We start from the raw sequence: 13,752 nt of genomic DNA on the forward strand, positions 1-13,752 counted from the left end.
CCGCTCGCGCGCAGCGATCGGCGATCGATCTCTTGCGACTTCGCTCAGTGCTTGTGAGCGTCGTGCGCAGCAGGTTTGGCCGCGCTGTTGAGCGCGCGCACCGGCGCCTTCACCTCCAGCGTCTCGCGCTTGCCGTCCTGCCCTTCGAACACCAGCGTGAGCGGCACCGTGTCGCCTTCCTTCACCTGCTGCTTGAGATCGAGCAGCATCACGTGATAGCCGCCGGGCTTGAGCTCGACCGTCTTGCCCGCGGGCAACGCGACCGAGGGCACCTGGCGCATGCGCATCACGCCGTCCTGCATGGCCATCTCGTGGACTTCGACGACCGGCGTGACGGGCGAGCTGGCCGAGATGAGCCGGGTGTCCTTCGCGGCGCTGATCTGCATGAACGCGCCGGTGGCCTGCTGCTGCGGCACGGTGGCGCGCACCCACGCCTCCTTCACGGTGACCTGTGCATGCGCGGTGGCCACGAGGAACGAAGCGGCGGAGAGGGCGAGGATGCGGGCGATGGGGGTCATGTTCGTCATGAGAGAAATCTCCTTGGATGAATGGATCGGATCGAGTCGGTGCTCAGGCGGTCGTCTTGAGAATCGTGCGCAGGTCTTCGGTGCATTCCTGCGCGCTCTGTTCGTGGCGCAGCACCAGCCGCACTTTTCCTTGCGGGTCGTACACGTAGCTGAAGGCCGAATGGTCCATCGTGTACGAAGCGCCGGTGGGCACTTTCTTGTAATAGGCCTTGAAGGCCTTGGCCGTTTCGCTGGTTCGTTGCAGGTCGCCGTAGAGCCCGATGAAGCTCGCATCGAATGCGTTCGTGTAGGCCTTGAGCACGACGGGCGTGTCGCGCTCCGGATCGACGGTGACGAAGATCACCTGCAGCCGCTCGCCCTCGGCGCCGAGCATGTGGCGGATCTCGGCGGCGCGCAGCAGCGCGGTGGGGCAGACGTCGGGGCACTGCGTGAAGCCGAAGAACAGCATCACGGCCTTGCCCCTGAAATCGGCCACGGTGCGCTCGCGGCCGTCGGGGTCGGTGAGACGGAAATCCTGCGCGTAGTTGGCGCCGGTGATGTCGATGCCGTTGAAGCGCGCGGGCAGGACCTTGTCGCAAGCGGCGAGAGACAGCGCGGCGAGGCCGCAGCCGGCGACGAGCAGGTGCCGTCGTGAAAATTCTTTGGGTCGTATCGTGTGCATGAAAGCTCTCTCTGGCGATCGTGATCGTGATCGCATGAATGGCGGGAACGCGCGATGCGGTGCCGTCAACAAGACGGCATCACATGCGCGGAAACCGGAAGCGATTCAGGAGAGCGAGGGAGGCCCGCGCGCCGGGGGCGGTGCCGCGGTGATGGCGGCGATGTGCGCACGCGCGAACGGCGTGGCCGCGTGGACCGCGGGTGCGACCGATGGCAGCGACACGCCCGGCGTTGCGGGCGGTGCGCCGCCGAGCACGCACAGCGGGCAGTCGAGGTGACCGGCGCCCAGTTCGTGCGCGCCATCGTCGGTGTGCACGATGGCCTTGACCGAACCGCTGGCCGAGCAGACCAGCTCCATCGACACCGGATGCACCATCGGCGAGGCGATGGCCGCGCCGAGCGACAGCGCGAACCACAGCAGCGCCCATCGGATCAGCGGCACACCGGGACGCCGCAAGACCGCAGGGGCTGCGTGCCTGTTCTGTGCGGCGTGGAAGGGCGTGGGCATTGGCGCGGATTATCGGTGACACGCATGACGGGGCATGCGCCAGGACTTCTCCAACGAAAGGGCTTTGCTTATGCTCGCCGGCATGCAGCAACTTCGAATCTCCACCGCGATCGAGGACCTGGACGTGCCGCTCATCCATCGCTTCCTGGCGGAAGAGTCGGCGTGGGCGCGGCAGATTCCGATCGAGACCGTGCGCACCTCCATCGACAACTCGCTGAACTTCGGCGGCTTCCTCGGCGATGCGCAGGTGGCGTTCGCGCGGGTCGTCTCCGACTACGCAACGTTCGCCTACCTCGTCGATGTGTTCGTGCTGAAGGCGCATCGCGGCAACGGGTACAGCGCGGCCATGGTCGCCGCGGTCATGGCCCATCCGCAACTGCAGGGGCTGCGGCGCTTCATGCTGGCGACCGGCGATGCGCACGGGCTCTATGCGAAGTTCGGCTTCACGCCGCCGTCGCGGCCGCACACGTTGATGGAGAAGTACGTGCCGGATGCCTACGCGCGCGTGCCCTGAACGTGGCGAAGCCTGAGGCGGGCAAGGCGCTCGCGCGTTCATCGCTGGCCGTGGGCAAGGAGCTCCACGCCCGCGTCTCTGGTCAAGAATCCTGACAGCCGCGGACTCGCTATGTGGTCACAATGCCGGCATGCCCAATATTGCATCCATCCTCAAAGCCGAGATCTCACGCGTTGCCAGGAAAGAAGTTCGCGCGGAGATCGACATCCTCAAGAAGGCCTCCGCCCAACATCGCGCCTCGATCGCCGCATTGCGCCGGCAGGTGAGTGCACTGGAAAAGGAATTGCGACGCGCCGCCAAAGGCACCGCTCGGCGAGCGCCTGCCGACGATGCCGATCAGACGGACGAGTCGGGCGAGGCGGGGCCGAAGCGGCGATTCAGCGCGACGCGGCTGGCCACGCATCGCGGCAAGCTCGGTCTTTCAGCTGCGTCGTACGGGAAGCTCGTTGGCGTGTCGGGCCAGACGATCTATCACTGGGAACAGGGCAAAGCCCGGCCGCGTGCGGCGCAGTTGCAGAGGCTTGCCGCTGCAAGAGAACTGAGCAAGCAGGAAGTGGTCGAGCGGTTGGGCGCCGAATAGACGCATCTGCCTCACCAGCCTTGCCAGGGCTTCCACCAAGGCCGCACGGATGGCCAGTCGGCCAAGGGACGAGTGTCCAGATCGTGGGCCGCGATCGGCGCTCCGCCGCGCAACCGTCGCACTTCCACTTCGAGCGCATGGGCGATGCCCCGCGCATCCCGATCGCCTCGAAGCGCGCGCCGCCGCCACTCTGCCGCCTGGGCTGCCAAGCCGTGTGAGTCGGGGTCTTCCATTTCGAGCATGGGATGGGATTTTTCATTTCCGCGTGCGATTGCCTGTAGGCCAAAGGAGTAAGCGTCTGTACGAAGAGATACAGACGGCTCCGCGCCGGCATCGGACGCGGGTCGAGCGCCGCGCGCGGTTGGCAGGATCTACGGTTTCTCGGTCCTTGTGATGCGCTGCGGATGTTCGTAGGCTCGCGGTTTCGAAAGGAAGAACCATGAGCACCAACACAGTCAGATTGCATCGCGTCCTCGCCGCCAAGCCCGAAAAGGTCTATCGCGCATTTCTCGATGCCGACGCCAAGGCGCGGTGGCTGCCGCCCAATGGCTTCACGGGGAAGGTCCACGAGATGGACGCCAGGGTGGGCGGCAAGTACAAGATGTCGTTCACCAACTTCACCACGGGCAAGAGCCATTCGTTCGGTGGCGAATACGTCGAGCTCGTGCCGAACCAGCTGCTGCGCTACACCGACGTGTTCGACGATCCCAACCTGCCCGGGAAGATCCACGTGACCGTCACGTTGAAAGAGGTGTCGGTCGGCACCGAGCTGAGCATCGTCCAGGAAGGGTTGCCCGAGGTGATTCCGGTGGAGGCCTGTTATCTGGGCTGGCAGGAGTCGCTGCGCAACCTGGCCAGGCTGGTCGAGCCGGAGATCAACGAGTAGCAGTCGCCGCGGGATTGCCTGGCGACAGGACGAAAAAAAGCCCTAAGTAGTTGATCTACCTAGGGCTTTTGGGCTTCAGCGGAGAACCGCTTCGGCAGTGTTGGTGGCTTCACTGGATCGAAAGATCCTTGTAAGCCGCGCCAGACCTAGAATTTGGTCCGGGTGTGAATCTGAGTTCCTGCATCAGTTACTGCACCTGGAAAATCACTACGCCACGCAATCCAATCGGTTCCGACACCTCTCCCCGATCCATCAAACCCGGCGATCCGCGCAGGCGCATTTCCGACGGCGACGGCCTCTACATCCTGCTCTTCGTGAACGGCGGCGCTCATGGATGGCGCTTCGACTACAGCATCGCCGGCAAGCGCAAAACGTTCTCGCTTGGCACCTACCCCACCATCGGCATCGGCCTGACCCGCGAGCGCGCCGAGGACGCGCGCAGGAAGGTGGCCCAAGGCATCGACCCCAGCGAAGCAAGGAAGGCCGTCCGTGCGGCGCATGTCCAAGCCCGTGAAGCGACGGCGCGCCCCGAGCCGGCCTGCCCGTGCTCGACAGCTTCGAGCACGTCGCGCGCGAATGGTGCGAGGTGCGCCGCGCCGACTGGGCCGACAGCTACGGCGTCAAGATCATCGGCCGGCTGGAGAACGACGTATTCCTCTACATCGGCACGCGCCCCATCGCGAAGATTGATCCGCTTGAGATGGGCAAAGAGATCCACTGTTTGCGAGCGCAGCTGTCCGCTAAGCGGTCGACATCGTCGTTCGTTGACAGCAGTACTGCGCCCCGACGAAGTTCGATCGCGCATGACAAATGGCGAACGCGTTGCTGTGCGGCAAGGGAGGATCTACCCTTGGATTGACGCGACCACCCCAAAGTCGACCGACGAGCAACTAATTCGACTTCATCCTGCAGCGCCGAATGCTGGTGAGGTGGCCGGCGGTGGTCGTTAGTCTGGAGCGCTGCAGGCCTTCGGTGGCCGTGCTCGAACTGCTCTTGATGGGCAAGTTTCTGGTCTTCACCAAGGAGGGGGGCGAAGTGGTGCAGGACCGGATTGCGATGCGCCTGCCGGTTCGAGAACGCATTCGACACGCTGCGCAATCGCACCACCTACCTCATGCGTTTCTCCCGTGCACTGCCTGGGCGCATCGTAGGTACTTGAGGCCACGGGTCCTTCCGCAGAGGACCGCATTACGGGTAATTCGAACCGCGCACTCGGACTGTTCACTGATGCTCCTAAGGGGGTTAAGTGAAGGTCGTCAGTTACTGGCAAGTTATCCAAAAAATGAGGATGTCTTCCCCGAAAAGATGACAAGCGCATCACAGAGTTCTTTGCTGCTCCCTCGGCCATCTCGAAGCACTCATTCGTGTAAATCTGTCGAGCCTCATTGGGGCGCTGAAGCGCGTACTTGAAGCCGAGGCTATCGGGTCAATTTTTCGGGGGCAATCAAACACAGCGTCGGCCAATCAACTTGCTGTCGCCGAAAAGCTGTACGCAACCTTTTTTGCACGCTTTTGCTGTACACCGCTACACAGGTTCGTCGCGTAGAACAAGTTATTTATTGTTTTACTTGGCAAAAGTGGTAACAGCACTTTATAGTCCGCGCGGTCTTCCAGACACACATACACCGTATACAAACAAATCGTGGGGAGAAGGCAATGGGAGGGGTGTTTGGCGCCAACATCATGCGCGTCTGCGCGGGTGCAAAAGAGCTGACGATACGGCTGTTTCGCCGTGCGACGTTTCGTGCTGGGTTCCCTGGCTTCACCAAGCGGATTCTGGTTCCGCTGGTTGTAGTCACGTGCGCGTTAAACGTGGGGGGGTGGGCTTGGGCGGCGGACACGCGCTTTGTTTACGACGAACTCGGCCGGCTGATCCAGGTGATCCCCTCTAGCGGATCCACCACGCAGTATGCATACGACGCCGCCGGCAACATCACTGCGGTCAAGGTAGACAGCAGTAGCACTCTCTCCATCAACGATTTCTCGCCCGCCAGTGCGGCACCTGGCGGCAGCGTCACGATCTTCGGCAGCGGCTTCATCTCGCCGGCCACTGCCAATACCGTCAAGTTCAACGGACAGACCGCCACCGTCAGTGCGGCCAACACCAATACGCTGCAAGTAGTGGTGCCAGCGGGCGCCACCTCCGGTCTGCTGAGCGTGAGCAACAGCAATGGCAGCGCTGCCAGTACTACTAACTTCATTGTGGACCCCAATGCCCCTCAGGCCGCTCCGACCCTGACCAGCTTCACGCCCCCTATGGGCCCAGTCGGCACGGTTGTGACGCTGACGGGTTCTGGTTTTCAAGGCACCGCTTCAAGTAACCGGGTGAATTTTGGCGGCGCACAAGGCGCGGTCACCGCAGCCACCTCGGCCACGCAATTGACGGCCAGCGTACCCGAGAACGGCTCGGGCAAGGTTTCTATTACCACCGCCAATGGCACCGCGGTGAGTGGCACGGATTTTTATGTACTGCCATCGGGCACCACCGCTTCGTCGGTGGTGGCTACACAGCGCGTGGTGGTCGATGGCCCGGCTGCAGCTGTCAACATCGGCACGGCGGGTGCCAAGGCGTTGCTCCTCTTCGAAGCAACTGCGGGCCAGCAATTGGGCTTGGGTGTCGCCAGCATGGCTGCCAATCCCACTACCAGCGCCACCTTGACGATCACGGCCTACACGCCGATGGGTAAGGTACTCGGGAGTTGCTCCGTATCGGAGGCTGGCAAATGCAATCTGCCGGCCACACCTCAAACCGGAACGTATCGGTTGCTGCTGGCCATGGACAGCAATCACAGTGCCAATCTTTCACTCCTGTTGTCCGCGTCAACCTCGGGCCAGTTGACATCCGGGGCCTCGCCAACCACTTTTGCCACCGGTCGCGTGGGTCAAACCGCACGCTACACCTTCAGTGCCACGGCCGGTCAGAGCCTTACGTTGAACTGGGGCGGTACGACCTTCGTTGGCAGCTGGAGCTACATCACCGTGTACGCGCCTGATGGCAGCACGTTGACCAATCAAAATTTCAGCAAGGACAGCTCTCCGAGCGGTCGACTTCCACTGAATAATTTGCAGCAGACAGGCACCTATACCGTGTTTGTAGACCCATACCGAGCTAGCACGGGACAGGTGACGTTGCAGCTGCTGGCGCCGGACAGCGGTACTTTGGCGGTGGATGGCAGCTCGCTGGCGATCGACCAGGATGCCGGCCAGAGCGGGCGCTACACCTTCAGCGGTACTGCGGGCCAGCGTCTGGGCTTGGGTCTGAGCGGGCTGGTGCTCGCGCCTGCAGGTGGTTCTGTTTCCGTGACCGTCCTGGCGCCTGATGGCACCACCACATTGGTCAATTGCAACAGCTTCAGCAGTGACGACAGTTGCAACCTGCCGGCGCTGCCTAGCGCGGGTACCTATACCGCAGTGCTCACGCCAAGCAACGCTGCCACGGCCGTCAAGGGCAACCTGACACTGTCCAACGAGCTCACGGGCGCACTGATCGACGGGGCGAATCCCATCACCTTCACCACGGCGCGGATCGGCCAGAACGGGCGCTATACCTTCAATGCGACGGCCGGCCAGAGCCTGAGTTTGAACTGGAGTGGTGCGACCTTCGTTGGTAGCTGGAGCTACATCACCGTGTACGCACCTGATGGCAGCACGCTGATCAGTCAAAACTTCAGCAACGGCAGCTACGCTGGTGGCCAGATTCAGCTGAACAACCTTCAACGGACGGGCACCTACACCGTGTTCGTAGACCCCTACCGAGCCAGCACGGGGCAGGTGGCGTTGCAGCTGCTAGCGCCGGACAGCGGTGCTTTGACCGTGGATGGCAGTTCATTGGCGATCGACCAGGATGCGGGTCAGACGGGCCGCTACACCTTTGCCGGCACGGTAGGTCAACGCTTGGGCCTGGGCGTAAGCGGGCTGATGCTCACGCCTGCTGGTGGCTATGTCTCCGTCGTCGTCATGGCGCCAGGCGGCGTCACTACGTTGGTCAATTGCAGCAACTTGTACAACGATGACAGCTGCAACTTGCCGGCGCTACCCAGCACGGGCGCCTACACGGTGGTGCTCACTCCTGGCAACGCCGCCACGGCCGTCAAGGGCAATTTGACGTTGTCCAGTGATCTCACGGGCACGCTGGTCGCTGGGGCCGATCCCACCGCCTTCACCACGGCGCGGGCCGGTCAGAACGGGCGCTATACCTTCAGTGCTACAGCCGGCCAGAGCTTAAGTTTGAATTGGAGCGGTGCGACCTTCGTTGGCAGCTCTAGCACGATCACCGTGTACGCGCCCGATGGCAGCGCTCTGACCAGCCAGAGTTTCACCAACGGCAGTTCCGCAAGTGGTCAGTTTCAGCTGAACAATCTGCAACGGACGGGCACCTACACTGTGTTTGTGGATCCGTACCGGACCAGCACTGGACAGGTAGCGCTGCAGCTGTTGGCGCCGGCTGGCGGGACGCTGATGGTGGATGGCGACCCGCTGGCGATCAACCAGGGTGCAGGCGCCACGGGCCGATACACTTTTGCCGGCACGGTAGGTCAACGCCTTGGCTTGGGCGTGAGCGGGCTGACGCTCACGCCTGCTGGTGGCTATGTCTCCGTGACCGTCATGGCGCCAGGCGGCGTCACCACGCTGGTCAATTGCAGCAGTTTCAGTAGTAACGGCAATTGCAACCTGCCGGTGCTGCCCAGCGCGGGCATCTACACAGTGGTGGTGACGCCCAGCAACGCCGCCACGGCCGTCAAGGGCAATCTAACGTTGTCCAGCGACCTCACGGGTGCGCTGATCGCCGGCGCCGATCCCACCATCTTCATCACGGCGCGGGCCGGCCAGAACGGGCGCTATACCTTCAGCGCGACGGCCGGCCAGAGCCTCACTTTGGCGTGGGGCGCCGCGACGATCCCGGGAACCTGGAGCTACTTGACCGTCTACGGACCCAACGGCAATACCTTGGCCAGCCCCTATTTCAGCGTTGACAGCGCTAGCGGCCGGAGCCAATTGGACAACCTGCAACAAACCGGAACCTATACGGTGTTCGTGGATCCCTTTCAGGCCAATACGGGCCAGGTGTCTCTGCGGCTGCTGGCGCCGCTTGACAACCAACTGGTAGTCGACGGCAGTCCTTTGGCCATCAGCCAATCCGCGGGCCAAATCGGGCGCTATACCTTCACAGGTACGGCCGGCCAGCGCCTTGGCCTGGGATGGAGCGAACTCGCCATCACCCCCTCGAACGGCACCGCCAGTATCCGCATACTCAATCCCGACAACCTGACGACCCTCATCGACTGCAGCAGTTTCAGTCAGCCTGGCAGCTGCAACTTGCCGAGCCTGCCCAGCACGGGCACATACACCGTGGTGGTCAATCCTTACAGTTCCAGCACCTCCGTGGTCGGGCAGTTGACCCTGTCCCGGGATGCCATCGGCAGCATCGACCTTGGTGCTACCACTACCTTCAGTACCAGCCGGGTCGGCCAGAACGGTCGCTACAGCTTCAATGGCACGGCCGGTCAGACCCTTGCGCTAGCTTGGAGCGGCGCCACTTTCGCGGGCTCAAGCAACCAGATGAGCGTCTACGCGCCCGATGGCGCCATGGTCGCCAGCGGCGCCTTCGGCAGCAGCAACTATCCCGCTGGTCAATTCCAACTCAATAACTTGCCGCAGTCCGGAAGCTATACCGTCGTGATTGATCCGTCCCTGGCCAATACCGGCCAGGTGGCATTGCAACTCGTGGCTGCAGCCACCGGCGTGCTGCTGACCAATGGGCCGCCGCTGCTGGTGGCTCAGTTGCCCGGCTCCATGGGGGTTTACACCTTCTCCGGCAATGCGGGCGAACACCTCGGCCTGGGCATCAGCAATTTCGTTGCCACGCCCTCCGGGGCCACGCAGACCACGGTGGTGTACACCTCCAATTTCACGAGTGGCAGCACCACCACGATCACCCTCATCCCCGGCGTGATCCGTGTCTGGATAACCAATCCTGACAACAGCACGAGGCTGGTGGACTGCGGCACATTCAGTGCCAGCGGCAGTTGCAATCTGCCTACCCTGCCCAGCGACGGCACCTACTCGGTCAGGATCGTCCCTGGCAGCACAACGGCAGCCGCGGCGTCGCTTTGGTTGTCAAACGACTTTCCGAAGAGCATGGCCACGGATGGGTCAACCTTCAAGTTCGTGATGGACCGCCCGGGTCTCAACGGTCGCCTGAGCTTCCCGGCGCTGGCCGGTCAGAACCTGGTTGTCTCTGCCAGCAAGTCCAGCATGCCGGGGCAATTCACAGTCTACGGCCCCAACGGGAGTTCGTTGGGGGCGAAGAGCTTCATCGACACCCAGACCGGCATCCATCCTAATCCGCAGCCGGACATCTTGAATCTGAACAACGTCCAGCAAACGGGCGACTACACCCTTTTCATCGATCCAACAGCCGCCAGCACGGGTGCCGTTGAAGTCTCTGTCACGCTCACAGGAAATTACAACCCCGGGTCCCAAACGGTCAACGGCCTGATCGCCGTGGATGGCGCGCCATTGGCCATCGACCAGACTGCCGGCGCCACGGGGCGCTACACCTTCATCGGCGTAGTTGGACAACGCTTGGGACTGGGTTTCAGCGACGCTTTGGTTGCCGGGGGCGGAGCCAATATCAGCGTCTTGTCACCCGACAATCTCACCACCTTGGTGAGTTGCGGGTCGTACAGCGCGAATAACGGTTGTGTCTTGCCGGCGTTGCCCAGCACGGGTGTCTACACGGTGGTGGTCACGCCGAGCAACGCCGCCACAGCCATCAAGGCCAACCTGACGCTGTCCAGCGACCTCACGGGCACGCTCACGGCCGGCGTGGCGCCCGTTACATTCGCCACCGGTCGCGTGGGCCAGAACGGACGCTACACCTTCGGTGCCACGGTCGGCCAGAGTCTGACGCTGAACTGGAGCGGTGCGACCTTCGTCGGCACATGGAGCTACTTCACGGTGTATGCACCCGATGGCAGCACGCTGAACAGTCAATACTTCAGCAAGGACAACGCTCCCAGTGGACAGCTTCAACTGAACAACCTGCAGCAGACGGGCAACTACACGGTGTTCGTTGATCCGTACCAAGGTGGCACCGGGCAGGTGGCGATGCAGTTACTGGCGCCTGACAGTGGGACGTTGATGGTCGATGGCAGCGCATTGGTGGTCGACCAGGATGCCGGTCAGACAGGGCGCTATACCTTCGCCGGCATGGCCGGCCAATACCTGGGCCTGGGCCTGAGCGGGGTGACGCTCGCGCCTGCGAGTAGCTACGTCACCGTGGTCGTTATGGCGCCGGACGGTGTCACGACACTGGTCAACTGCAGCAGTTTCAGTGGCGACAGCAGCTGCAATTTGCCAGTGCTGCCTAGCACTGGCACCTACACGGTGGTGGTCACGCCCAACAGCTCCGCCACGACCGTCAAGGGCAACCTGGCTCTGTCCAGCGAACTCACTGGCACGCTCACGGCTGGCGCGGTTCCCACCACCTTCACTACCAGCCGTGTGGGGCAAAACGGACGCTACAGCTTCAGCGCCACGGCTGGCCAAAGCCTGAGCCTGCTGTGGAGCGGCGGAACGTTTTCGGGGTCGACCAACTATCTGTGGGTGTACGGCCCTGATGGCACGAACCTGTATTCGTATCCCTACGCCAATGGCAGCAGTCAGATTCAACTCAACAACCTGCAGCAGAGCGGGGTCTACACGGTGATGGTGGATCCGCGTGGCGCGAGCATTGGCCAGGTATCGCTGCAATTGCAGGCACCGGTAGGCGGCACGCTCGCGATCGATGGTTCCGCGTTGCCCATCAGTGTGGTGGCAGGTGGAGCAGGGCGCTACACCTTCACCGGTACGGTGGGACAACGCCTGGGCTTGGGGATGACGGGCTTCAGTTTCGCGCCCAGCGGGGGTTACACCTACGTCAACGTCCTGGCGCCGGACAACGTAACTTCGGTTGTCAATTGCGGCGCCAACTATGCCGAAGCCAGCTGCAATCTCCCTGCTCTGCCCAGCACCGGCACCTACACCCTGGTGGTCACGGCCAACAATCAGGCCACGGCCTTCTCCGGCCAGTTGTTGCTGTCTAGCGAGGTCACTGGCTCTCTGAGCGCCGGTGCACCGGCGCTTAACTTCAGCACGACCCGAGCGGGCCAGAATGCGCGCTATACCTTCAGTGCCAATTCGGGGCAGAACCTCACATTGACATGGAGCCAGTCGACGTTCACGGGCGGCACGCTCCGTGTGTACCAGCCCGATGGCTCCCAGGTCACTTCCTCCGGTTTTGGCAATACCAGCAGCTATGTCGAAGGCAAGTTGGATCTCACGAACCTGCCGCAGAGTGGCACCTACACCGCGTTCGTGGATCCCTCCGCTACCAGCATCGGCCAGATCGCGTTGCAGTTGTTGGCACCCGACAGCGCAGCTTTCGCAGTGGATGGCAATCCCCTGGCGATCAGCCAGGCTGCGGGCCAGACAGGTCGCTATACCTTCTCGGGCGCTGCGGGGCAGAACCTGGGTCTGGGACTTAGCGGGGTGATCATGGCACCCAGCAACGGCAGCGCCTACGTGAGCGTGCTGTCGCCCGATGGCATCACGACATTGGTGGGTTGCAGCTCGGTCAATAGCAGTGGCGTGAGTTGCAACCTGCCAGCGTTGCCAAGCACAGGCACGTACACGGTGGTGATCACGCCTTCCGCATCGAGCACTGCGATCACTGGCAACCTCACACTGTCCAGCGACCTCAAGGGTCCGCTGACACCGGGCGCCAACCCGGTAACTTTCGTCACCGACCGTGCCGGCCAGAATGGGCGCTATACCTTCAATGTCACCGCAGGGCAAAGCCTAACACTGGTGTGGAACGGGGCCACCTTCCCAGCGAGCTTCACCAACTATTTCCAGCTCTATCGAGCGGACGGCAGCAGCTCGAATTCCCAAAGCTTCAGTGTGTCCAATTCAAGTGGCCGGCTTCAGCTGGACAACTTCACACAAACGGGCACTTACACCCTTTTCGTAGACCCCACGGGGCCCAACACTGGACAGGTGGCGTTGCAGTTGCTGGCGCCAGACAGTGGTGAACTTATGGTCGATGGCAACGTGCTGGCGATTGACCAAGATGCTGGCCAAACGGGGCGCTACACCTTCACTGGCGTTGCCGGTCAGCGTTTGGGCCTCGGCGCGAGTGGGTTGGCGTTCACGCCCAGCGGCGGCTATGTGTCCGTGAGTGTTCTGTCGCCGGACGGTATCACCGTGCTGATCAATTGCAGCAGTTTCAGCAGCGAAGGTGGCTGCAACCTGCCCGGCCTGCCCAGCGCAGGCACCTACACGGTGGTAGTCACGCCCAGCAGCGCTGCCACGGCTGTCAAGGGCAACTTGACGCTGTCCAGCGACCTCACGGGCACGCTCACGGCAGGCACGGCCGCCACCACCTTTACCACCAGTCGTGTGGGGCAAAACGGGCGCTACGCGTTCAACGTCACGGCTGGTCAGAGCTTGACGCTGAATTGGAGCGGTGCAACCTTTATTGGCACCTGGAGCTACTTCACCGTGTATGCGCCGGACGGCAGTTTGTTGAGCAATCAGAACTTCGGCAAGGACGCGCCCAGTGGCCAGCTTCAACTGAACAACCTGCAGCAAACGGGCAACTACACCGTGTTCGTCGACCCGTACCAAGGCGGCACCGGGCAGGTGGCGATGCAACTGCTGGCGCCAGCCACGGGCACCCTCGCGACCGATGGGTCTGCTTTGTCCATCGCACAAGTAGCAGGGCAGTCGGGTCGCTATAGCTTCAGCGCAAGCAAGGGGCAGTTCTTCAAGCTTGCGACAAGTGGTCTTGCTGTGAGTCAGGGAGGGACCGTCACCGTATCCATCCTGGCCCCTGATGGTCGAACAACAGTGGTCAATTGCGGCAGCTTCAGCAGCGACATCAGCTGCAACGTGCCTGCCTTGACAAGCAGCGGCTCCAACAATGTGGGCCTGCCTAGCGATGGCACCTATACCGTGCTGATCGTTCCCAACGGCTACGCAACGACTGCTGGCGGATCGCTCAGCCTAACGCCCTTCAGCGTTCGACCCTAGGGC

General features: G+C 62.5%; 8 protein-coding genes and 1 pseudogene. 6 read left to right on the forward strand and 3 right to left on the reverse strand.

Features of this window, described 5'->3' with window-relative positions; translation table 11 throughout:
- Nucleotides 1–44: 44 nt before the first annotated feature.
- The 3 genes from ACZYRS_RS05355 to ACZYRS_RS05365 all read right to left on the reverse strand — a co-directional run bounded on the left by ACZYRS_RS05355 (nucleotide 45) and on the right by ACZYRS_RS05365 (nucleotide 1,695).
- The gene (locus tag ACZYRS_RS05355) at nucleotides 45–527 is read right to left on the reverse strand and encodes a copper chaperone PCu(A)C (RefSeq protein ID WP_463418399.1); all 483 of its coding nucleotides are present in this window, start codon (nucleotides 525–527) and stop codon (nucleotides 45–47) included.
- A gap of 43 nt (nucleotides 528–570) precedes the next feature.
- The gene (locus ACZYRS_RS05360) at nucleotides 571–1,188 is read right to left on the reverse strand and encodes an SCO family protein (RefSeq protein WP_463418400.1); all 618 of its coding nucleotides are present in this window, start codon (nucleotides 1,186–1,188) and stop codon (nucleotides 571–573) included.
- Between the two features lie 105 nt (nucleotides 1,189–1,293).
- A complete protein-coding gene (locus tag ACZYRS_RS05365) occupies nucleotides 1,294–1,695 on the reverse strand; it encodes a DUF2946 family protein (RefSeq protein ID WP_463418401.1) in 402 nt (133 codons plus the stop codon).
- Nucleotides 1,696–1,777: 82 nt separating this feature from the next.
- Here ACZYRS_RS05365 and ACZYRS_RS05370 point away from each other — a divergent pair, with 82 nt between their 5' ends.
- The 6 genes and pseudogenes from ACZYRS_RS05370 (at nucleotide 1,778) to ACZYRS_RS05395 (ending at nucleotide 13,749) form a co-directional block, all read left to right on the forward strand.
- Complete coding sequence (locus ACZYRS_RS05370) at nucleotides 1,778–2,209, forward strand: GNAT family N-acetyltransferase (RefSeq protein ID WP_463418402.1); 432 nt, start codon at nucleotides 1,778–1,780, stop codon at nucleotides 2,207–2,209.
- A gap of 130 nt (nucleotides 2,210–2,339) precedes the next feature.
- Nucleotides 2,340–2,789, forward strand: a complete 450-nt coding sequence (locus tag ACZYRS_RS05375) for a helix-turn-helix domain-containing protein (protein ID WP_463418403.1) — start codon at nucleotides 2,340–2,342, stop codon at nucleotides 2,787–2,789.
- A gap of 439 nt (nucleotides 2,790–3,228) precedes the next feature.
- Nucleotides 3,229–3,675 (forward strand): SRPBCC family protein, encoded by a 447-nt coding sequence (locus tag ACZYRS_RS05380; RefSeq protein ID WP_198786596.1) that lies wholly within the window; start codon nucleotides 3,229–3,231, stop codon nucleotides 3,673–3,675.
- A 164-nt stretch (nucleotides 3,676–3,839) separates the two neighbouring features.
- Nucleotides 3,840–4,100, forward strand: a pseudogene (locus tag ACZYRS_RS05385) (Arm DNA-binding domain-containing protein); the annotation flags it as partial.
- A gap of 119 nt (nucleotides 4,101–4,219) precedes the next feature.
- A complete protein-coding gene (locus ACZYRS_RS05390; protein ID WP_463418404.1) occupies nucleotides 4,220–4,534 on the forward strand; it encodes a phage integrase central domain-containing protein in 315 nt (104 codons plus the stop codon).
- A gap of 806 nt (nucleotides 4,535–5,340) precedes the next feature.
- Nucleotides 5,341–13,749, forward strand: coding sequence for a beta strand repeat-containing protein (locus ACZYRS_RS05395; protein WP_463418405.1), 8,409 nt, complete (start codon nucleotides 5,341–5,343; stop codon nucleotides 13,747–13,749).
- Nucleotides 13,750–13,752: the final 3 nt, after the last annotated feature.

The organism is Variovorax sp. AC194, assembly GCF_979257995.1.

Bases quoted from the DNA above. Each gene is read 5' to 3' on its own strand.
- ACZYRS_RS05370 (WP_463418402.1), top strand. From the start codon at position 1,778: ATGCAGCAACTTCGAATCTCCACCGCGATCGAGGACCTGGACGTGCCG.
- ACZYRS_RS05380 (WP_198786596.1), top strand. From the start codon at position 3,229: ATGAGCACCAACACAGTCAGATTGCATCGCGTCCTCGCCGCCAAGCCC.
- ACZYRS_RS05360 (WP_463418400.1), bottom strand. From the start codon at position 1,188: ATGCACACGATACGACCCAAAGAATTTTCACGACGGCACCTGCTCGTC.
- ACZYRS_RS05375 (WP_463418403.1), top strand. From the start codon at position 2,340: ATGCCCAATATTGCATCCATCCTCAAAGCCGAGATCTCACGCGTTGCC.
- ACZYRS_RS05365 (WP_463418401.1), bottom strand. From the start codon at position 1,695: ATGCCCACGCCCTTCCACGCCGCACAGAACAGGCACGCAGCCCCTGCG.
- ACZYRS_RS05355 (WP_463418399.1), bottom strand. From the start codon at position 527: ATGACGAACATGACCCCCATCGCCCGCATCCTCGCCCTCTCCGCCGCT.